The sequence below is a fragment of the Bradyrhizobium sp. B025 genome (assembly GCF_042257955.1).
Classification (GTDB): Bacteria; Pseudomonadota; Alphaproteobacteria; order Rhizobiales; family Xanthobacteraceae; genus Bradyrhizobium; species Bradyrhizobium diazoefficiens.
In genome coordinates, this window is sequence record NZ_CP170150.1 from 5,452,701 (window position 1) to 5,471,957 (window position 19,257).

The following is a 19,257-nucleotide window of genomic DNA, read 5'->3' on the forward strand; positions in this document are numbered from 1 at the left end:
CCCGCCTCCTGTCTTTTGACATTTTGGTCGGCGAGGCCTCGACCGATGGCCGGTCGAGCGCCAACACAATGAGGGATGATTTGCCGTTCGTCCATTGCCTAACGGCTGCAGCGACAGGGCTCATCCGGACGGAATTTGAACCTCCGCGCCCGATCCGGGGACCAAGAACATGCACAGGATTCGCCTGCCAGCGTCCTGCCGCAAGACTTGAGGTCATCATGACTATGCCCCTGCGGGATCGCATCGGACGGCTTACTATTGCGCTCGCCATCGCAGCGGCGATCGCGCTGCCCCGCGCGGGGCTCGCCGAGGACAGCCAGCTCGACAAGATGCGCGCCAAGATCACGGCCTTCATCGCGGACAAGATGGAGAAGCTGGGCGGCTCGCGCATCATCTACAAGGTGGACACCGACGGCTTGCGCGAGAGCGTCGTCACGGATTTGCGCGACGACGTCTACAAGACATTGCGCGAGGGCAAGATCGCCTTTTCCGGTCTTGCGATCCGCGACGGCGGCGTCGAATTGAAGATCGTGGACGCCAAGGGCCGCGAAGAGCTGAAGCGCAAGCTCGCCTCAGCCGCGGAGGGATTGCCATCGCATGCGCTCGCCATGACCGACGGCGGCGGCGGACTGGTCCGGCTCGCGCCCACCGATGCAGCATCCGCCGCGCGGCTGCGCGATCTCGTCGAAGACGCCATCGCCATGATCGAGCAGCGCCTCAAGGATGCCGGCATCAGGCTCGCCAGCGTCCAGTCTGACGGCACGGACCGCATCCGCATCTTCCTGCCCGGCATGATGGAGCCCGAACAGGTGACCAGGATCTTCGCCACCAAGGTCAAGGTCAGCCTCCGCCTGGTCGACCTCTCGATGCCGGCGGAGCAGGCCCAATCCGGTGCGCCGCCCGCGGGCACAGAAGTCCTGCTCGGTTTCAAGGACAAGCAGCCCTATCTGGTTGCCAAGGAGAGCGCGCTCGACGGCGACGACATCAGCTATGCCGGTCCCGGCTTTGCGAGCGGCACGAAGGACCCGATCGCCTCGTTCCGCTTCAACGGCCGCGGCACGCGGCGCTTCGCCCACATCACCGCAGAGAACGTCGGAAGACCCTTCGCTATCGTGCTCGACGACAGGGTGATCTCCGCTCCCGTGATCCGCGAGCCCATCACCGGCGGCTCGGGCCAGATCTCCGGCAATTTCACCCTGGAGGAAGCGAGCAGCGTCGCCATGATGCTGCGCGCCGGCTCGCTGCCGGGGCACCTCGGCCTGGTCGAGCAGCAGGTGATCCAGCCCGCCAGCAAGCCGTAAGGCGAAGATCGCCTCACGCCCCCTCGTCGGGGGCCTCAGGTCGGTCAACGGCGCCGAAGTCCGCGCCCCGGGGCCGAATCACAGGTCGCCACGGCGATACGCGCAACCAACGGGCAATTGCCGAAACGCACGATCAGGCTAAAATTTGCCTCTTGCGGCATGACGGCCGAAGGCTCCATTCAAGCGGTCGTCATTCGATTTCGGCTATACGAATACCGACCAGGACTGAAGGCCTTACGCGGGGTTAGTACCATGCCGTCCGGCAGCGCAGACATTTCGTCGATCCTCGACCGCATTCTCGATGCGGCGACGGACAACCTCAGGATCGCGAAGATCCTGGTCCAGATGGGCCTCGATCCCAACAACGTCACCTACGACGCGATCTTCAATCGGATGCTGGAGATCTTTGTCCAAAACATCACCCTGGCCAATCTGTTCGCCGCGGTCGGCGCCGGCTTCTTCGTCGCCACCCTCCTGATGCGGACCATGGTGCCCCTGCGCGTCGCCAACATGGTCGGCTGTGCATTCTTCGCCGTGTTCGGCGCGCTCTCCGCCAACGTCTCGACCTTCCTGCTCTATCTGCTGCTGCTTCCGATCAACGCTCTTCGCCTGCGGCAGATGCTCAAGCTGGTCAAGAAGGCGCGACATGCTGCCGAAGGCGACATGTCGATCGAGTGGCTCAAGCCGTTCATGACCGAGCGCAAATATCGCCGCGGCGACACGCTGTTCAAACTGGGCGATCCGGCCAAGGAGATGCTCCTTACGGTCACCGGAAAATTCCTGGTCAAGGAGATCAATGTCGAGATCGGGCCCGGAGCTCTCATGGGAGAGCTCGGCTTCCTGACACCGGACAACCGGCGCACCGGAACGATCGAATGCGTCGAAGACGGCCAGGTGCTGACGATCACCTATGACCGCCTGCTCGAGATCTATTTTCAGGACCCGCAGTTCGGCTATTACTTCCTGGTGCTGACCAGCCAGCGCCTGCTGCAAAACATCGATCGCTTGCAGAAGCAGCTCGCCACGGAACGGGCGGCGACGACGAACAGGATCGCGTGACCGCCGCTCAGCTCAGCAGCAGCGCCATGCCGGGATCGCCCTTCTCCATCGCGCGCCGGTAGGCCGGCCGCGCACCGATGCGGCCGAGATATTTCACCACGTTCGGACAACGCTGGAGATCATAGGGCTGGAAGTAGCGCATCGTGGTCAGCGAAAAGCCCATCATGATGTCGGCGGTGGTGAAGGTGTTGCCGGCGAGATATTCGGCGTCACGAACCCGCGCGTCGACCAGATCGAAGGCGCGGTCGACGCGCCCTCTGGTCGCGACCAGCATCGGATTGTCCTCGGCGGGCCTGAGCCGGTTCAGGATCATCAAGCGGCCCATGCCGGCTTGCAGCGTGCCGTTGGCGAAGTGAAACCAGTACAAAAACTGCGCGAAATCAGGGTCGTCCGGGCGGAGCACGAGGCGCCCATTGCCGTATCTGGCCATGATGTAATCGACGATCGCGCCGGATTCGGCGAGCACGAGATCGCCGTCGGTGATGACGGGCGCCGCTCCGATCGGGTGCAGCGCCTTGTAGTCGGGAGGCGCCAGCATGGTGACGGAATCGCGAGCGTAGCGCTTGAGCTCATAGGGGATTTCGAGCTCCTCGCACAGCCAGACGATGCGCTCGGACTGCGACTTGCCGAGATGATGGACGGTGAGCATGGCGCCTCCTGCGGCCGTGGGATGGATCGTGATGCCGCATCATAGCATCGCCGTCACCCTTCGAGGCTCCGCTTGCGATGCGTGCGCATCGCAAGCCTCGCGCCTCCAGCGACAACCGCTTCGCGGTTGCGCGGGGATGACGGGATTGAGAGCAACGCGTTTGGGAAAGCCCTACCCCGCCTCGTCCGCCACCATCCGCGTCACGACACGGTCGCGGCGGATGAAGTGGTGCCAGAGAGCGGCGACGACGTGAACCGCGATCAGGGCGAGCAGCACATAGGCAAAGAGGATGTGGCGGTCCTCATAGGCGTTCGCCGCCGCACGGTCGGGAGAAGTGAATTGCGGCACGTGAAACAGGCCGAAGAAGTCCGAATAATCGGGCGCGTGCGCGCCGGAATGCGCCCAGCCGAGCACGATGACCGCGATCACGGCGAGATACAGCGCGCCATGGCTGATGCGGGCGGCCAGCCTCTGCCAGGGCTGGCTGTCGGCCGGCAACGCCGGCGTCGGGTTGACGACGCGCCAGACCAGGCGCAGCACCGTGAGCAGCAGGATCACATAGCCGATATCGGCATGGATCGAGCGGTAGAAGAAACGGTCGGGCCGCGCCGGGATGTGGTTCATCCACCAGCCGAAGCCGATCATACCGATGATCGTCAGCGCCAAAATCCAGTGCAGCCAGCGGGAAACGCTGCCCCAGCCGTTACTGGTGTTTCTGATCATGTCGGCTCCCCGGAATTCTGCGGATATGTCCCCGTCCGCAGTGCAACACCCGTGCTGATAGCGGGAACATGCGGCAATCGCGAAATTGAATCGTTCAAAATTGGCCCCAGGTGCCACCGCCGCAAAACCGCCCCAAAAACCGAATGGTAACCAAGACGCTTTAAGGTAACGACGTGACCAATTCCCCGACGATCCTGGTGTTCGATTCCGGCCTTGGCGGGCTCACGGTGCTCCGTGAGGTCGTGGCCACGCGCCCGGACGCGCATTACGTCTACGTCGCCGACGACGCCTTCTTCCCCTACGGCCACCACAGCGAGGACGAGATCATCGCCCGCGTCGTGCCGCTGATGGGGGAGCTGATCGGCACCCATGATCCGGACCTCGTCGTCATCGCCTGCAACACGGCGTCCACCCTGGTCCTATCGCACCTGCGCGCCGCTTATTCCCTGCCCTTCGTCGGCACGGTGCCGGCGATCAAGCCGGCCTGTGCGCAGTCGAAGAGCCGGCGCGTCTCGGTGCTCGGCACCAAGGGCACGGTGAAGCGCGAATACACCAAGGCGCTGATCCGCGACTTCGCGCAGGGATGCGAGGTGACGCTGGTCGGCTCGCCCGAGCTCGCCTCGCTCGCCGAACGCGCGCTCGGCGGCCATCCGATCAGCGACGACGACATCCTTGCCGAGCTCACCCCCTGCTTCGTCGGCGATGCCGCCGACGCAGGCGCGCGTACCGACACGGTGGTGCTGGCCTGCACGCATTATCCGCTCCTGCTCGACCGGCTGACCAGGCTCGCGCCCTGGCCGGTGGACTGGATCGACCCGGCACCCGCCATCGCCCGCCGCGTATCGGATCTGCTCGGCCCGGCTATCGGCGGCATCATGCAGTCCGGCGCCGAAATGATCTTCACCTCGAACCGTGTGCATGACCTTTCGGCCACGCTGACGCCGTTCTTCGGCGGCCGCGCGCTGGCCTGACTTTCCGCGCCAACGACGCGCTGCTAGGCTTCGCCGTCGTCATCTCCGCGCAGGTTTTCTCATGTCGGTCCAGACCACGCCGCTCAACCGTCTCCGCCAATTGTGGCGCGAGGGCCGCCCCGCCTTCGGCGCTATCGCGACCATCCCGAGCGTGCAGACCGTGCAGATCATGGCGCGCTCGCTCGACTGGATCATCGTCGATCTCGAGCACGGGCCGATCGGCCTCACCGAAGCGCATGCGATGATCGCCGCCACGACCGGCACGCCGTGCACGCCGCTGGTGCGGATCGCGGCGAACGAACCGTGGCTTGCGAAAGCGCCGATGGACATCGGCGCCTTCGGCATCAATTTTCCGATGATCACGAACCGCAGCGAGGCGGAGAAAGCGGTGCGCAGCGTGCGCTATCCGCCGCGCGGCGATCGTCTCTGGGGTCCCTTCCACGCGCCATTCCGCTGGGGCCAGTCGATGCCGGACTACATGGCCGGCGCCGACGACGAGATGATCTGCATGATCACCATCGAGCATGTCGACGCCGTCGACCGCATCGACGAGATCATGGCCACCCCCGGCATCGACGTCGCGGTGATCGGCCCCGGCGACCTCGCCACCTCCATCAACAAGCGCGGCCAGATGGACGATCCGGAGCTCTTGGAGCTGGTCGCGCGCGCCGAGGCCGGCATCCTCAGAAGCGGCGTGCCGATCGGCGGCGTCGCCCGCACCGCCGACCAGGCCAACGCCCTGGTCGACCGTGGCTACCGCGCCATCGCGCTCGGCTTCGACTGGTCGCTGTTCCAGCGCGGCATCATGGCGGCGTTCGAGGGCATCAGGCGCTGAACAGGCCGATTGCCACCTTGCCGGGAACTGCCGCGCTGCTAGGGTCGGCCCTTCCAGGGAGGAAATAATGCTCAAAAAGACTTTGCTCGCTCTGTCCTTCGCAGGCCTTGCCTTTGCGGCCTTCGCCCAGCAGCCCGCCATCAAGCGCACCCCACTCCAGAAGACCGATTTCCCGGACGGCTACACGACCCTGACCGCCATCGCCGAAGTGCCGCCCGGCGGCGCCGCTGGCCGTCACACCCATCCCGGGATCGAGACCGGCTATGTGCTGGAAGGCGAGGCCGATCTCCTCGTCGAAGGCCAGCCTGACAAGCACCTGAAGGCCGGCGATTCCTATCTGATCCCGGCCGGCGTCGTCCACGACGCCAAGACCCACGGCGATAAATCATTGAAAATCATTGGTATTTACGTCTACGACAAGACCAAGCCGCTGGCGACGCCAGCCCCCTGATGCGGCGAACCGACCGACCCCAAGCGGGTTGGTTCGTGCTAGAGCACGCGGCGAGCGGGGGCGACCCGCTCGCTGCACATATTTTAGTCCGCAGGAACCGAAAGACCCATGCGCGGGACGCCCAAGACCATTTCGCTGCCGCGCCGCCTGATCTGCGACCTGATGCGCGCGTCGATGGACGTGCCCTTCGTCTCGCTGTCCCGTTCGCTCAATATCCGCCCCCTGCTGGAGGCGCGCTCGGGCGCGATGGCGCCCGCCGGCTGGGCGGCGATGTTCGTCAAGGCCTTCGCCCTGGTCGCCAGGGACGAGCCGATTCTGCGCACGGTCTACGCCAAATGGCCCTGGCCGATGCTCTACGAGCTGCCGAAGAGCGTCGCGCTGGTCGCCGTCGCGCGGGTCGAGGACGGCGAGGAATGCGTGCTGCCGCAGCGAATCGCAGCCCCGGAGGCTCTTTCCCTGGCCGCGGTCGATGCCGAGATCCGGCGCGGCAAGACGGCGCCGATCAACGACGTTCCCATGTTCCGCAAGATCATGCGGGCGACCCGCCTGCCGCTGCCGCTGCGGCGGCTGTCCTGGGCCATCGGGCTCAATTTCGGCCGGCAGCGGGGCAACTGGTTCGGCAGCTTCGCGGTGAGCTCGGTGGCCGCCTATGGCGGCGGCGAGCTGCATCCCGTCACGCCCGGCCCCTTCATCGTCAGCTATGGGGTGGTCGCGCCCGACCAGACCATCCATGTCGTGATCCGCTGGGACCACCGGGTCACCGACGCCGCCCCCATCGCCCGGGTCCTGACCCGGCTGGAACAGGTCCTGAACACTGAAATCGCTGCCGAATTGCGGGCGGCCGGCCCGAAGCCGATCCGGGTGGTCGGGACGTGACCGCGCAGCGGTCATCCCGGGGCGGTGCGATAGCACCGAGCCCGGGATCTTGAGATTCCGGTTCGCTCTTTGAGCGCCCCGGAATGACGGCTAAAGAATTGACAGCGAACCCCAAACTCCCCTAAAAGCCGCCTGCTCGCGGGCCGATTTCGGCCCGCGAAGCGTTTCGCGACCCGTGGTCCTCTCCCTTAAGCTTTGGGGATCGGACCTGTCGGTGCCGGGCTTTGGCCTGTCACACAGGAGGGCGCGTTTCCTCAAACCATGCAACCGAAGAGGACGCGATGACTAAGCGCAGTGAGGCGAAGTACAAGATCGATCGCCGTATGGGCCAGAACATCTGGGGCCGCCCGAAGAGCCCCGTGAACCGCCGCGAGTACGGCCCCGGCCAGCACGGCCAGCGCCGCAAGGGCAAGCTCTCCGACTTCGGCGTGCAGCTGCGCGCCAAGCAGAAGCTGAAGGGCTATTACGCCAACATTTCCGAGCGCCAGTTCCACGGCATCTATGTCGAGGCGAGCCGCCTCAAGGGTGACACCGGCGAGAACCTGATCGGCCTCCTGGAGCGTCGTCTCGACGCGGTCGTGTACCGCGCCAAGTTCGTCTCGACGATCTTCGCCGCGCGCCAGTTCATCAACCACGGCCACATCAAGGTGAACGGCCGCAAGGTCAACATCTCGAGCTACCAGCTCAAGGTCGGCGACGTGGTCGAGGTCAAGGAAGCCTCCAAGCAGCTCGCCCACGTGCTCGAAGCCAGCCAGCTCCCCGAGCGCGACACCCCCGACTATCTCGACGTCGACCACGGCAAGATGACCGCGAAGTACATTCGCATCCCCGGCCTCTCCGACGTGCCGTTCCCGGTGCAGATGGAGCCGCATCTGGTCGTCGAATTCTATTCGCGCTGATAACTCGGCACACCAACGTTCAAAGGCCCCGGTTTTCCGGGGCCTTTTTGTTTGGTAGCATGCCATCGATGTCTCGGATGGCCGGCCAGTTCGCCAACACTCTGCCTTCGGCAATGCTGACTGAAGCGGCGATTCGAGCGTGGGCGGCCCTCTCCCGCGACCAGCAGGTCTGCCGATATCGGGGGCTGTTCGCTCATCCCGATTGCAATATGTTCACAGCGGACACGCCAGACGACATCCTTCTTGCCGCGCGACACCGCGTCGCTCAACGTTCCCGTGGCTGAGAAACGATGCACGCAGTACGTCGCAATTGTTCGACTAGATGAAATGACGAGACCAGCCATGCTCTACACCCCGCCCCCGATCGATCCCAAGGCGCCGCCGGTGCGCATCAATCTGCTGTCGGACACCCAGACCAAGCCGACGGCTGCGATGCGCGAGGCGATGGCGCGCGCCGAGGTCGGCGACGAGCAGGTCGGCGACGATCCGACCGTGAACGCGCTGTGCGAGCGCGTTGCGGATCTGCTCGGCAAGGAGGCCGCCGTGTACATGCCCTCGGGCACGATGTGCAACGTCACCGCGACGCTGGTGCATTGCCGGCCCGGCGACGAGATTCTCGCGCACGAGACCGCGCACATCATCGCCCGTGAGGGCGGCGCGCATGCCGCGATCGGCGGCTTCCAGGTTACGCAGCTCAAGGGCGCCGACGGCCAGTTCACGCCGGAGACGTTCCGGAAAGCTCTGCACCCGCGCACGCGCTACCAGCCGCCGCAGACCGTCGTCAGCGTCGAGCAGACCGCCAATATTGGCGGCGGCACGATCTGGAAGAAGGCCGCACTCGACGAGATCGTCGAGATCGCCAGGCAGCACGGCCTCGTCACCCACATGGACGGCGCGCGGCTGCTCAACGCCACGGTGGCGAGCGGCATTTCTCCGCGCGACATGACCGCTGGCTGGGATTCGGCCTGGATCGACTTCTCCAAGGGCCTGGGCGCGCCGATCGGCGGCGTGCTCGCCGGCTCGCGCGCCTTCATCGACGCGGTCTGGCAGTGGAAGCAGCGCCTCGGCGGCTCGATGCGGCAGGCCGGAATCTGCGCCGCCGCCTGCATCTACGCCCTCGACCACCACGTCGATCGCCTTGCCGACGATCATGCCAATGCGCGCGCACTCGCCCGCGGACTGTCGCAGATCGCAGGCATCGAGGTGCAGGAGCCCGAGACCAACCTCGTGTTCTTCAAGCCCGATGGCGCCGGCGTCCCCGGCGACAAGATGGTCGCCGCACTGCGCCAGCGCGGCGTGACGCTCGCGATGATGGACGGCCGCATCCGCGCCTGCACGCATCTCGACGTCAATGTGAGCCAGATCGAGGAAACGATCGGATACGTGCGCGAGATCGTGCGCGGGGCGTAAGTCCCGTAGCCCGCGATCAGCGCCCCATCGCCTGATAGATCAGCGTCTTCAGCGCCAGCTGGATCCGGCCGCGCTGCGACGGGGTCTGCACCATGAATATCCCGAACAGATCGTCTTCGGGATCGATGAAGAAGAAGGTGCCGCCGACGCCGTCCCAGCGATATTCGCCGAGTGGCCATGACGTACCCGCCGGCACGGACGTGCGCACCGCAAAGCCGAGGCCGTAGCCGGAGGACGCGCCCGGATAATAGTTCTGGTCGCGCGCGATTCTGGTCTCCGGTCCGATATGGTCCGACGCCATCAGCGCAATGGTCTCGGGCTTGAGATAGCGCCGGCCGTCATAGGTGCCGCCGTTCAGCAGCATCTGCGCGAAACGGGCGTAGTCGCCGACGGTGCCAACCATCCCGCCACCGCCCGACTCCCAGGTCGCCGGCCGCCTGATATCGCGGACCTGCGTCGTCGGATTGATGTTGCGATCCTCCGGCATCGGCTCGGCAATGCGGGGAAACTTGGCGGGATCGGCGACGAAGAATGCCGTCTCGGTCATGCCGAGCGGACCCAGCAGCCGCTCCCTCTCGAACTGGAGCAGCGTCTTTCCCGAGATCACCTCGACGACGCGTCCGAGCACGTCGGTGGAAAAGCCGTAATCCCACACCGTGCCCGGCTGCTCGACCAGCGGCAGCGTGGCGATCTTCGCGGCGAAGTCGGCATTGCTGAGATTGCGGTTGAAGAGCTTCGCCTCGGCATAGAGCTCGCGCACCGCGCCGCCGCCGTAATAGCCATAAGGCAGTCCGGAGGTGTGACGCATCAGATTCTTGATCGTCACCGGACGATCGAGCGGCTCCAGCGCCAGCCCGACCTTGCCGTCCTCGGCTTTCTTTTCGACGCCGACCTTCATGCCGGCAAAGGCCGGAATGTATTTTGAAACGGGATCGTCGAGCGCGAGCTTACCCTCCTCGACCAGCATCATCGCCATCACGGAGGTGATCGGCTTCGACATCGAATAGAGGCGGAAGATCGTGTCCGCGCTCATCGAGATCTCGGTCGCGACGTCGCGGACGCCAAAATTCTCGTAATAGACCGGCTTGCCATGCTGCTGGAGCAGCAGGATCGCGCCGGGTATCTTGCCGGTCGCGACCTCGTTGCGGATGTAGTCGGAGACTTTTGCCAAGCCTTCAGGCGAGAGGCTGTGCGCGGGGCGCCCCTCGTAACCTGCTCTCGCGCCGACCACACCGACCAGAACGACGAGCGCCGCGATCAGCGCGCGGCGCCCGTTCATGTCACTTCTCCATGGCTTCATAAACCAACTGCTTCAGTGTCCGCTGCACGCGCTGGCGCTCGGTCGGGGTCTGCTCCAGCAGCACGAAGAACATGTCCTGCTTGGGGTCGACCACGAAATAGCAGCCCGAGGCGCCGTCCCACTTCAATTCCCCGAGATCGCCGGGCGGCGGCGGCTTGGCATTGCCGGGGTCGGTGCGGACCGCAAGGCCGAGGCCGAAGCCAAAACCGTCGCCGGGGAAGTAGAAATAGTCGCGGTCCACGCCGGAGCCCGGGCCGACCTGATCGGTCACCATCAGCTTGAACGTCTCGGGCTTGAGAATGGTCTTGCCGTCGAGGCTGCCGCCATTGAGCAGCATCTGCGCAAAGCGCTCGTAATCGGCCATGGTCGTCACCATGCCGCCGCTGGCGAACTGGATCTTCTTGACCACCGTCGGATCGTTGATGCGGCCGACCCGGAAATCGGCATCGTTCGGCACCGGCTGCGCCAGAAGCTTCTGCTTCTCGGGGGCCGTGACGAAGAAGCCGGTATCGACCATGCCGAGCGGATCGAGCAGTTTCTCCCGCATGATGTCTGTCAGCGGTTTGCCCGCCGCGATCTCCATCACCCGCCCCAGGATGTCGGTGGAATGGCCATATTGCCACAGCGCGCCCGGCTGGTTGTGCAGCGGCAGTTTCGCGATGCGCTCGGCGAACTCGGCGAGGTCGAAATCGCCGGCATAGATGTTGGCGTCGCGATAGGCCTTGCGGACCAGGCTGTCGCCATAGAAGCCATAGGTGATGCCGGAGGTATGGCGCATCAAATCGAGCACCGTGATCGGCCGCGTGAGCGGCACCAGTTCGAGCGACTTGGTGCCGTCGTCGGCCTTCTTCTCGACGCCGACCTTCACATTGGCGAAGGACGGGATGTATTTCGAGACAGGATCGTCGAGCTTGATCTTGCCGTCCTCGATCAGTCGCACCGCGACGACGGACGTGATCGCCTTGCTCATCGAGAACAGGCGGAAAATCGTCTTGTCGGTGATCGGCGCCTTGCTGACCACGTCCTGCACGCCGAAGGCTTCGTGATAGACCGGCTTGCCGTGCTGCTGGATCAGCACGGTTGCGCCGGCGATCTTGCCGGTCGCGACCTCGTTCTTGAAGAACTCGCTGACCTTGGCGAGCTTATCCTGATTGAAATGCGCGCCGGCCGGAATCTCGTAGGTGCCCTCTGCCCGTGCGAACGACATCGCGCCAAGCGACATCAGCGCGCCGCAGGCGAGCGCACGCAGTCCAGACTGTGAAATCATATCCCCTCCCCGGAACATGGCTGGACGGAGTGTACTGACCGCGTCATCAGGCACAAGGGCTGCTGTGTCGTGCTAGCGCCTCGGCATGGAGCCTGGCGCTCGGTTCGGCGAAGCAGCAGAACACCACGCGCGCAACGGATGGCGCGGCAGGGAGCGCTTCGATCGTCGTGCGCACGGCGATCTCCGCCGCCCGGTCGGCGGGAAAGCGGAAAATGCCGGTCGAAATCGCGGGAAATGCCACCGAGGTCAGCTTGTTCTTCCCGCACAGCTCCATCGAACGGCGATAGCAGGAGGCGAGCAGACCGTCTTCGTCCAGCGTGCCGCCATTCCAGACCGGACCAACGGTGTGGATCACGTGCGCGGCCTTGAGCCGATAGCCCATGGTGATCTTGGCGTTGCCCGTTTTGCAGCCGTGGAGCATCCGGCATTCGGCGACCAGATCGGGCCCGGCGGCCCGATGGATCGCCCCATCGACGCCGCCCCCGCCAAGGAGCGACGTGTTGGCGGCGTTGACGATGGCGTCAACGCTCAGTGTGGTGATGTCAGCGACAATGACCTCGAACTCCGCGCCACCAATCCGGCGCGTCAGCTGGGTCACGTATTAGGCCGCAACCGCGACGCCCTTCTCGGAAAGGAGCTGCTGCAATTCGCCGGCCTGGAACATCTCGCGGACAATGTCGCAGCCGCCGACGAATTCGCCCTTCACATAGAGCTGTGGAATGGTCGGCCAGTTCGAGAAGGTCTTGATGCCGTTGCGCAGTTCTGCGGATTCGAGGACGTTGAGGCCCTTATAGCCAACGCCGAGGTGGTCGAGGATCTGCACGACCTGGCCGGAGAAACCGCACTGCGGAAATTGCGGCGTGCCCTTCATGAACAGAACCACGTCGTTCGACTTCACTTCGTTGGCGATGAATTCCTCGATGCTCATATCCATGTCCTTCTGGGGCGGAGCCCTCAACAACCACTCCGGGCCGGCTCAGCCGATTTAACCCGATACCTTCCTATATATGTAGCCCAAACCGTTGTGCATCCAAAGTAAAATGGGGGGAAAAGGCCCTGGGCGAGCGGCCTGGGCAGCCCCGAAGCCATTGCATGATGACACGAATATCATCACCGGGGAGGACTTTCATACCGTAACGGAGCCCCTATCTAGGACGAACCTTGGTTTTGGAACCGGGCAACGCCAACAACGTTCTCTTGTCCTGTCTGGAGAAAAACGTGACGAAACAAGCTTCCGCTACGGCCCCCGCACCGCTTTCGTCACCGTCCTCCGCCCCAGGCAAGCTCGCCCAGCGGCTTCAGGACGCCTTTCTCGCCGTCCGCAACGAGACCGAGCGCCGGGCCGCGCCGCTGTCGCCCGAGGACCAGCAGATCCAGTCCATGCCGGATGCGAGCCCCGCGAAATGGCACCGGGCCCACACCACCTGGTTCTGGGAGCAGTTTTTGCTCGGCGAGCATCGCCCGGGCTATCAGCCCTTCCACCCGGATTTCGCCTTCCTGTTCAATTCCTATTACGTCAGCGCCGGCCCCCGTCATGCCCGGAATCACCGCGGAGACATCACCCGGCCCGGTGCCAGCGAGGTCGGCGCCTATCGCAGATACGTTGATGCGGCGGTCGTCAAATTCTTCCGCGAGGCCGGTGAGGACAAGCTCCGTGCCATCGCGCCACTGGTCGAGGTCGGGCTCAATCACGAGCAGCAGCATCAGGAATTGATGTTCACCGACATCCTGCACGCCTTTGCGCAGAATCCGGTCTATCCGGCCTACGATCCGGACTGGCGCTTTCCATCCGCGACGCGCACCGGCGATGACTGGTTGATCCTCAACGAAGGCATCCACACCGTCGGCCATGTCGACGACAGTTTTCATTTCGACAATGAGAAGCCGGCGCATCGCGCCCTCGTCGGCCCGGTCAAGATCGCACGCAATCTCGTCACCAATGGCGAATGGCTCGCCTTCATGCGCGACGGTGGCTACGCGAACGCAACGCTGTGGCTGATGGACGGCTTCGCTGTGGTCAGCAAGGAAGACTGGCAGGCGCCGGGCCATTGGCGCGAGGTCGATGGCGCCTGGCAGGTGATGACGCTCGCCGGCCTCAAGCCGGTCGATCCCGACGCGCCGGTCTGCCACGTCAGCTATTACGAGGCCGATGCGTTCGCGCGCTGGGCCGGAAAACATCTGCCGACCGAGATGGAGTGGGAGGTCGCTGCGCGCGCCGGCCAACTCAACGATGCCTTCGGGATCGTCTGGCAGTGGACACGGTCGTCCTACTCGCCCTACCCCGGCTACCGCGCCATCGAAGGCGCGCTCGGCGAATACAACGGCAAGTTCATGGTCAACCAGCTGGTGCTGCGCGGCTCCTCGCTTGCAACCCCGGAGGGGCATAGCCGTATTACTTATCGCAACTTCTTCTATCCGCACCACCGCTGGCAATTCACGGGACTGCGGCTCGCCGATTACAACTAGTTCTCATCCGACGATCAATGCGCGCCGGACAGCGCGTTCAGGAGAGTATCATGAATGTGCACGCCAGCGCTTTGGCCGAAGCCCATCTTCCCGACGAGCAGACCACCGCTTTCGCCCGCGAGGCCATCGAGGACCTCTCGCAGCAGCCGAAAAAGCTGTCGCCGAAATACTTCTACGACGCGACCGGCTCGGAGCTGTTCGAGGCGATCACGCGTCTGCCGGAATATTATCCGACGCGCACCGAGCTTGCGATCCTGAAGGAGCGCGGCAGCGAGATCGCGAAGATCATTCCGGAGCATGCGGCGCTGGTCGAGTTCGGCGCCGGCGCGACCACGAAGGTCCGCCTGCTGCTGAACCACTGCCAATTCGCCGCCTATGTCCCCGTCGATATCTCCGGCGACTTCTTGAACGCGCAGGCGAACGGCCTGAAGCGGGACTTCCCCTCGCTCGGCATCTATCCGGTGGCGGCCGACTTCACCACGCCGTTCGAGCTGCCAAAGGCGGTCGCATCGATGCCCAAGGTCGGCTTCTTCCCCGGTTCGACCATCGGCAATTTCGAGCCGCATGAGGCGCAGGCTTTTCTGAAGAGCGCGCGCCAGATCCTGGGCAAGGGCGCGCAGATGATCATCGGCGCCGACCTCGAGAAGGACGAGCGCGTGCTCCACGACGCCTACAACGATGCGGCCGGCGTCACCGCGCGCTTCAACCTCAATGTGCTGGTGCGGATCAACCGCGAGCTCGGCGGCAATTTCGACCTCTCCGCCTTCACCCATCGCGCCATCTACAATCGCGAGCGGCACCGCATCGAGATGCACCTGATCAGCAAGAAGACCCAGACCGTGCGCCTGCTCGGCACCAGCTTCTCGTTCCGCCCCGGTGAGAGCATCCACACCGAAAACAGCTACAAATACAGCCTCGAGCGCTTCGCCGCGCTGGCCCACGGCGCCGGCTGGCGGGTGCGCGAGAGCTGGACGGATGCGGCGAAGATGTTCTCGGTGCATGCGCTGCAGGTTGCGGATTAAACGCTCTCACCGCTTCCCCCGGACAGCCAGCCTGAGGGCCTATTCAATATAAGCGGTTTCCCTGCGGCGCATCCTTCGAGACGCCCGCCTTCGGGCGGGCTCCTCAGGATGAGGACGGAGTGCGCGGCAGCAGTTTCGAGGAGCACCGAGGCGATTAGCCTCATCCTGAGGAGATCGCGGAGCGGTCGTCTCGAAGGACGAGGCGCGCGCTCGGACCGCTCCACGAGGCCACGTACGACGCCCTCCGGCCTGCCGTGCTTCAGTGCTCCTCGGCCTCTTCGGGCTTCGATCCTAGCGACACCGATTCCCACACCGCGACCACAATCATGATCACCGTGGTCGCGACCGACAGCCATAGCGGCGAGAGCTCCGCCGCGAACCACCACAGCGCCGCGAGCAGGATGATGCCGATGCCGTGCGAGAGCTGGAGGAAGCCGCGGATCGCGTGCTTGAACAGGATGGTGCCGACCAGGAACACCAGCGGGCCGCCGATCGTGCTCACGATGGTGCGGACGTCGGAATGGCCGGTCGGATGCTTCAGCACCAGTTCGTCCGACACCGCGGTCAGGATGATGCCGGCGACGATCGGCATGTGCAGATAGGTGTAGGCGAGCCGCGCCAGCCGGCCGGATTCTGCGGATTTCGAGATGCGCTCGGAGCCGGCCTCGGCGCCCTTGTGGAAATAGATCCACCACATCGCGATGGCGCCGGTGAGCGCCGAGACGAAGGCCAGGATGTTGTCCGCGGTCCACTCCAACTCGGCAAAGGTCGCGCCGTTGACGACGACGGCCTCGCCGAGCGCGATGATGATGAAGCCGGCGCAGCGCTCGGCCATGTGGCCGCCCTCGACGGCCCAGGCTTCGACCGAGGAGAATCCCAGCTTCGGCACCCAGAAGCGCACGGCGGGCGAGACGTATTCGATCGCCAGGGCCACGATCCAGAACCATAGCCTCTCCTCCCCGTGCGCGAGGCCGCCGAGAATCCAGAAGATCGCGGAGCCGGAGAGCCAGACCAGGATGCGGATCGCGTTGTGCCGCACTTCCGTGCGGTGGCGCGGGGTTGCGAACAGCCAGAACGCGGTACGTCCGACCTGCATGGTTGCGTAGGCGATCGCGAACCAGAGACCGCGGCCATCGAAGGCGGTCGGGATCGTCGTCGACAGCACGAGGCCGCCCAGCATCATCAGGAAGATCAGGATTCGGACCGGCGTCAGATCGGGATTGAGCCAGTTGGTGACCCAGGCGGTGTAGACCCACACCCACCACACCGCCAGGAACAGCAGCGTGACCTCGACCGCGCCGAGCGGCGTGAAATGGTGCAGCAGCGTGTGCGACACCTGCGTGACGGCAAAGACGAAGACGAGATCGAAGAACAGCTCGGCATTGGTGACGCGGCTGGGCTGGTTCGGCAGGATGACGCGAAACATCGCGCCGCGCGGATTGTCCGCAGCCATCATCGGTCCCCGCTGCGATCAGGTCAGGTGCCGGGTACCCCGGTTTGCAGCGCCAGCGCATGCAGCACGCCGCCCATCTGGCCGCGCAGGGACTGATAGACGATCTGGTGCTGCTGGACGCGGGACTTGCCGCGGAAGGATTCCGAGATCACGGTCGCGGCATAGTGGTCGCCATCGCCGGCGAGGTCACGGATCGTCACCTCGGCATCGGGGATCGCTGCCTTGATCATCGCCTCGATATCGTGGGCGTCCATGGGCATTCGGGTCTTGCTCCTTATCTCGGCTGAGATCAGCCTCGTCGTCGAATCGCTGCCGGGGTCCCCGGACCGGCAGGGCCAAACTTAGCGTGAACGGCCTTCTACGTCACGCACTCAGGCACTATATCCCTGATCCCATCAGGATAAAGGCACGACAAAGTGCCGCGCGCGGCAGATTGATCGAAAAGGCGTGAAATCATGAAGCTTCCAGGGCCCGACCACCCCATCACCATCACCCCAAACCCGAAGCGCGTCCGCGTCACGGCGGGCGACATCGTGATCGCCGAGACCAGCAAGGCGCTGACGCTGAAGGAGGCCAAATATCCGGCGGTGCAATATGTACCGCGACAGGATGCCAACATGACGCTGCTGGAGCGCACCGACCGTGTCACCCATTGCCCCTACAAGGGCGACGCGAGCTATTACAGCATCAAGGCCGACGGCAAGACGCTCGACAACGCGATCTGGACCTATGAAACGCCCTTCCCCGCGATGACGGAGATTTCCGGCCACCTCGCCTTCTATCCGGACAAGGTGAAGATCGAGGAAGTGGGGTAGTCTGGAGGCGGCGTCATTCCGGGGCGCGTCGCAGACGCGAACCCGGAATCTCGAGATTCCGGGTTCGGTCCTGCGGACCGCCCCGGAATGACATATCTAGCTACGCCCTGAAGATCGTGAGCCCCAATATCAGCAGCACCAGGAAGATCACGACGAAGACGTAGAACAGGAAGCGGGCGATGTCGGCGGAGGCGGCCGAGATGCCGGTGAAGCCGAGCACGCCAGCCACGATCGAGACCAAGAGAAAGATCAGCGCCCATTTCAGGATCGTCATCGCCAACTCCGACTTGGGCGCCGCACCGCGGCCCTCCAATGCGCGGATGCTAACTTCGCTGCACGGAACTGGTTCCTAACGGCACAGCAGGGTCAAGGCGCAGCACAGACTGCCCTTGCTGAATCGGGTTCCCGGCGGCACAGTCTGGCCGGGACAGGAGCAAGACCGGGGCGGCCATGATGACGATGTCACATTCAGCGACGATCGGTGCAGAGGCTCACGCCGCGCCGAAGAGCAAGACGCGCAATGTGTCGCTCGATCGCGCCCGCACCTTCCTGACACTGGTGGTGCTGCTGCATCACGCGGTGATCCCCTATACTTATTTCGGTCATACCGATCCGAAGTACTTCTTCGGCTTCGACATGATCGTGCTCGCCACCGACAGTTTCTTCATGGCGATGTTCTTCTTCCTGTCGGGACTGTTCGCCTGGTCTGGTATCGCCCGGAAGGGAGCGCGGAGCTATTTGGCAGATCGCCTGCTTCGGCTGGGCTTACCCTTCGCGATCTGCGCCCTTACGGTCATTCCGCTCGCCTATTACGCGATCTCCCTGCGGCACCATCCCGAGATCGGCTTTTCGGAGTTCTGGTGGAATATGGTCACGAAGGGCCCGTGGCCGAGCGGGCCGATCTGGTTCCTTTGGGTCTTGTTCGCCTTCGACCTGGTTGCCTGCCTGTTGCACCGGCTGTCGCCCAATCTGCTCGATCCGATCAATCGCCTCTCGCTATATGGTCGCCGTCGGCCCGCCGTGTTCTTCGCGGTTATGCTTGCCGTCACCGCGGCGTTCTACATTCCCGGGCGGGTTCACTTCGGAGCAGGCAGTTGGTTCGAGTTCGGGCCGTTCTCGGTCCAGCACGGGCGCGTGATGCTCTACGCGACCTATTTCTTTTTCGGTGCCGGCATCGGCGTTGCGCAAATGGATCGCGGGCTGCTCGCGGCAGACGGCCGGATGGCGAGGGTCAGCTGGGACTGGATGGTACTGGCGATCGTTCCCTATTGCCTCTTGTGGGTGCTGATCTTCATCAAGCGCGAAATCCTGGGCAACCCGTCGCCGTTGCCGGACTGGTATGAAGCGCTCTATGCCATCTGCTTCACTGTCTTCAGCGTCGCCATCATGTTTCTGATCCTGGCCTTTTTCCAGAGGTTCAAGCAATCAGGCTCAGCCAAGCTGCTCGATCCAATGCAGAGCGACGCGTACGGCATGTTCCTGGTGCACTATCCGATCGCACTGTGGCTGCAATACTGGCTGTTCGACTACGACCTGCCGGCGATCGTCAAGGCCACGCTCGGGTTTGTACTGACAGTCGCGGCGAGCTGGGCGCTGACGCGAGCGTTGCGGCAGATCCCGGGCGCGACGAAGGTGCTTTGAGGAAACGGCACCGGCCTCCTATCGTCATTCCGAGCGCAGCGAAGCAATCCATCTCACCGCAGGCAGCAGTGTGGATTGCTTCGTCGCCTCGCTCCTCGCAAGGACGGGGAGATGGCGTC

At 64.2% G+C, this 19,257-nt stretch carries 21 protein-coding genes; 12 read left to right on the forward strand and 9 right to left on the reverse strand.

Annotation, left to right across the window (positions count from 1 at the left end; genetic code table 11):
- Positions 1–218: 218 nt before the first annotated feature.
- Together ACE10W_RS25565 and ACE10W_RS25570 are read left to right on the forward strand one after the other, a co-directional pair.
- A complete protein-coding gene (locus ACE10W_RS25565; RefSeq protein ID WP_375762052.1) occupies positions 219–1,301 on the forward strand; it encodes a preprotein translocase subunit SecD in 1,083 nt (360 codons plus the stop codon).
- 252 nt (positions 1,302–1,553) lie between these two features.
- Complete coding sequence (locus tag ACE10W_RS25570; RefSeq protein WP_028173384.1) at positions 1,554–2,360, forward strand: Crp/Fnr family transcriptional regulator; 807 nt, start codon at positions 1,554–1,556, stop codon at positions 2,358–2,360.
- A 7-nt stretch (positions 2,361–2,367) separates the two neighbouring features.
- On the opposite strand, the gene ACE10W_RS25575 is transcribed toward ACE10W_RS25570, so the two are convergent.
- Both ACE10W_RS25575 and ACE10W_RS25580 read right to left on the reverse strand, forming a co-directional pair.
- Entirely contained in the window at positions 2,368–3,009 is a 642-nt protein-coding gene (locus ACE10W_RS25575; protein ID WP_110116521.1) for a glutathione S-transferase family protein, read from the reverse strand.
- Positions 3,010–3,180: 171 nt separating this feature from the next.
- Entirely contained in the window at positions 3,181–3,732 is a 552-nt protein-coding gene (locus ACE10W_RS25580) for a cytochrome b (RefSeq protein WP_011088447.1), read from the reverse strand.
- A 173-nt stretch (positions 3,733–3,905) separates the two neighbouring features.
- On the opposite strand from ACE10W_RS25580, the gene murI reads away from it, so the two are divergent.
- The 6 genes from murI (at position 3,906) to ACE10W_RS25610 (ending at position 9,174) form a co-directional block, all read left to right on the forward strand.
- Entirely contained in the window at positions 3,906–4,703 is a 798-nt protein-coding gene (gene murI / locus ACE10W_RS25585; RefSeq protein WP_028173382.1) for a glutamate racemase, read from the forward strand.
- A gap of 61 nt (positions 4,704–4,764) precedes the next feature.
- Positions 4,765–5,538 (forward strand): HpcH/HpaI aldolase/citrate lyase family protein, encoded by a 774-nt coding sequence (locus tag ACE10W_RS25590; protein ID WP_161534371.1) that lies wholly within the window; start codon positions 4,765–4,767, stop codon positions 5,536–5,538.
- A gap of 67 nt (positions 5,539–5,605) precedes the next feature.
- A complete protein-coding gene (locus tag ACE10W_RS25595; RefSeq protein ID WP_011088450.1) occupies positions 5,606–5,989 on the forward strand; it encodes a cupin domain-containing protein in 384 nt (127 codons plus the stop codon).
- A 108-nt stretch (positions 5,990–6,097) separates the two neighbouring features.
- Entirely contained in the window at positions 6,098–6,865 is a 768-nt protein-coding gene (locus tag ACE10W_RS25600; protein ID WP_370204529.1) for an acyltransferase, read from the forward strand.
- Positions 6,866–7,146: 281 nt separating this feature from the next.
- Positions 7,147–7,764: a 30S ribosomal protein S4 gene (gene rpsD / locus ACE10W_RS25605; protein ID WP_011088452.1), complete on the forward strand. Its 618-nt coding sequence runs from the start codon at positions 7,147–7,149 to the stop codon at positions 7,762–7,764.
- Positions 7,765–8,106: 342 nt separating this feature from the next.
- A complete protein-coding gene (locus ACE10W_RS25610) occupies positions 8,107–9,174 on the forward strand; it encodes a low specificity L-threonine aldolase (RefSeq protein WP_370204530.1) in 1,068 nt (355 codons plus the stop codon).
- Positions 9,175–9,190: 16 nt separating this feature from the next.
- On the opposite strand, the gene ACE10W_RS25615 is transcribed toward ACE10W_RS25610, so the two are convergent.
- Genes ACE10W_RS25615 through grxD form a run of 4 tightly spaced genes read right to left on the reverse strand, consistent with a single transcriptional unit; the run spans position 9,191 to position 12,669 of the window.
- Positions 9,191–10,453, reverse strand: a complete 1,263-nt coding sequence (locus ACE10W_RS25615) for a serine hydrolase domain-containing protein (protein ID WP_375762053.1) — start codon at positions 10,451–10,453, stop codon at positions 9,191–9,193.
- Position 10,454: 1 nt separating this feature from the next.
- On the reverse strand, positions 10,455–11,741 hold the full coding sequence (locus ACE10W_RS25620; protein WP_304547592.1) for a serine hydrolase: 1,287 nt from the start codon (positions 11,739–11,741) through the stop codon (positions 10,455–10,457).
- 46 nt (positions 11,742–11,787) lie between these two features.
- The gene (locus ACE10W_RS25625; RefSeq protein WP_375762054.1) at positions 11,788–12,339 is read right to left on the reverse strand and encodes an O-acetyl-ADP-ribose deacetylase; all 552 of its coding nucleotides are present in this window, start codon (positions 12,337–12,339) and stop codon (positions 11,788–11,790) included.
- Between the two features lie 3 nt (positions 12,340–12,342).
- The gene (grxD, locus tag ACE10W_RS25630; protein ID WP_027548651.1) at positions 12,343–12,669 is read right to left on the reverse strand and encodes a Grx4 family monothiol glutaredoxin; all 327 of its coding nucleotides are present in this window, start codon (positions 12,667–12,669) and stop codon (positions 12,343–12,345) included.
- 239 nt (positions 12,670–12,908) lie between these two features.
- Between grxD and egtB the strand changes: the two genes are divergently transcribed.
- Both egtB and egtD read left to right on the forward strand, forming a co-directional pair.
- Positions 12,909–14,207, forward strand: a complete 1,299-nt coding sequence (gene egtB, locus ACE10W_RS25635; RefSeq protein WP_161537036.1) for an ergothioneine biosynthesis protein EgtB — start codon at positions 12,909–12,911, stop codon at positions 14,205–14,207.
- A gap of 50 nt (positions 14,208–14,257) precedes the next feature.
- The gene (gene egtD / locus ACE10W_RS25640) at positions 14,258–15,229 is read left to right on the forward strand and encodes an L-histidine N(alpha)-methyltransferase (RefSeq protein ID WP_304547597.1); all 972 of its coding nucleotides are present in this window, start codon (positions 14,258–14,260) and stop codon (positions 15,227–15,229) included.
- A gap of 259 nt (positions 15,230–15,488) precedes the next feature.
- Here the strand turns inward: egtD and ACE10W_RS25645 are convergent, their stop codons facing one another.
- Complete coding sequence (locus ACE10W_RS25645) at positions 15,489–16,682, reverse strand: low temperature requirement protein A (protein ID WP_161534365.1); 1,194 nt, start codon at positions 16,680–16,682, stop codon at positions 15,489–15,491.
- Positions 16,683–16,705: 23 nt separating this feature from the next.
- Positions 16,706–16,942 (reverse strand): BolA family protein, encoded by a 237-nt coding sequence (locus ACE10W_RS25650; protein ID WP_011088461.1) that lies wholly within the window; start codon positions 16,940–16,942, stop codon positions 16,706–16,708.
- A gap of 195 nt (positions 16,943–17,137) precedes the next feature.
- On the opposite strand from ACE10W_RS25650, the gene ACE10W_RS25655 reads away from it, so the two are divergent.
- Complete coding sequence (locus ACE10W_RS25655) at positions 17,138–17,497, forward strand: DUF427 domain-containing protein (RefSeq protein ID WP_028173372.1); 360 nt, start codon at positions 17,138–17,140, stop codon at positions 17,495–17,497.
- A 100-nt stretch (positions 17,498–17,597) separates the two neighbouring features.
- On the opposite strand, the gene ACE10W_RS25660 is transcribed toward ACE10W_RS25655, so the two are convergent.
- Complete coding sequence (locus ACE10W_RS25660) at positions 17,598–17,771, reverse strand: DUF1328 domain-containing protein (RefSeq protein WP_007612121.1); 174 nt, start codon at positions 17,769–17,771, stop codon at positions 17,598–17,600.
- Positions 17,772–17,947: 176 nt separating this feature from the next.
- On the opposite strand from ACE10W_RS25660, the gene ACE10W_RS25665 reads away from it, so the two are divergent.
- On the forward strand, positions 17,948–19,138 hold the full coding sequence (locus tag ACE10W_RS25665; protein WP_060908144.1) for an acyltransferase: 1,191 nt from the start codon (positions 17,948–17,950) through the stop codon (positions 19,136–19,138).
- Positions 19,139–19,257: the final 119 nt, after the last annotated feature.

Coding starts and splice junctions, on each gene's coding strand:
- ACE10W_RS25665 (WP_060908144.1), top strand. CDS start 17,948: ATGATGACGATGTCACATTCAGCGACGATCGGTGCAGAGGCTCACGCC.
- ACE10W_RS25610 (WP_370204530.1), top strand. CDS start 8,107: ATGCTCTACACCCCGCCCCCGATCGATCCCAAGGCGCCGCCGGTGCGC.
- ACE10W_RS25595 (WP_011088450.1), top strand. CDS start 5,606: ATGCTCAAAAAGACTTTGCTCGCTCTGTCCTTCGCAGGCCTTGCCTTT.
- ACE10W_RS25575 (WP_110116521.1), bottom strand. CDS start 3,009: ATGCTCACCGTCCATCATCTCGGCAAGTCGCAGTCCGAGCGCATCGTC.
- egtD (WP_304547597.1), top strand. CDS start 14,258: ATGAATGTGCACGCCAGCGCTTTGGCCGAAGCCCATCTTCCCGACGAG.
- rpsD (WP_011088452.1), top strand. CDS start 7,147: ATGACTAAGCGCAGTGAGGCGAAGTACAAGATCGATCGCCGTATGGGC.
- ACE10W_RS25570 (WP_028173384.1), top strand. CDS start 1,554: ATGCCGTCCGGCAGCGCAGACATTTCGTCGATCCTCGACCGCATTCTC.
- ACE10W_RS25590 (WP_161534371.1), top strand. CDS start 4,765: ATGTCGGTCCAGACCACGCCGCTCAACCGTCTCCGCCAATTGTGGCGC.
- ACE10W_RS25565 (WP_375762052.1), top strand. CDS start 219: ATGACTATGCCCCTGCGGGATCGCATCGGACGGCTTACTATTGCGCTC.
- ACE10W_RS25645 (WP_161534365.1), bottom strand. CDS start 16,682: ATGGCTGCGGACAATCCGCGCGGCGCGATGTTTCGCGTCATCCTGCCG.
- ACE10W_RS25655 (WP_028173372.1), top strand. CDS start 17,138: ATGAAGCTTCCAGGGCCCGACCACCCCATCACCATCACCCCAAACCCG.
- ACE10W_RS25650 (WP_011088461.1), bottom strand. CDS start 16,942: ATGCCCATGGACGCCCACGATATCGAGGCGATGATCAAGGCAGCGATC.
- ACE10W_RS25600 (WP_370204529.1), top strand. CDS start 6,098: ATGCGCGGGACGCCCAAGACCATTTCGCTGCCGCGCCGCCTGATCTGC.
- grxD (WP_027548651.1), bottom strand. CDS start 12,669: ATGAGCATCGAGGAATTCATCGCCAACGAAGTGAAGTCGAACGACGTG.
- ACE10W_RS25620 (WP_304547592.1), bottom strand. CDS start 11,741: ATGATTTCACAGTCTGGACTGCGTGCGCTCGCCTGCGGCGCGCTGATG.
- ACE10W_RS25660 (WP_007612121.1), bottom strand. CDS start 17,771: ATGACGATCCTGAAATGGGCGCTGATCTTTCTCTTGGTCTCGATCGTG.
- ACE10W_RS25580 (WP_011088447.1), bottom strand. CDS start 3,732: ATGATCAGAAACACCAGTAACGGCTGGGGCAGCGTTTCCCGCTGGCTG.
- ACE10W_RS25615 (WP_375762053.1), bottom strand. CDS start 10,453: ATGAACGGGCGCCGCGCGCTGATCGCGGCGCTCGTCGTTCTGGTCGGT.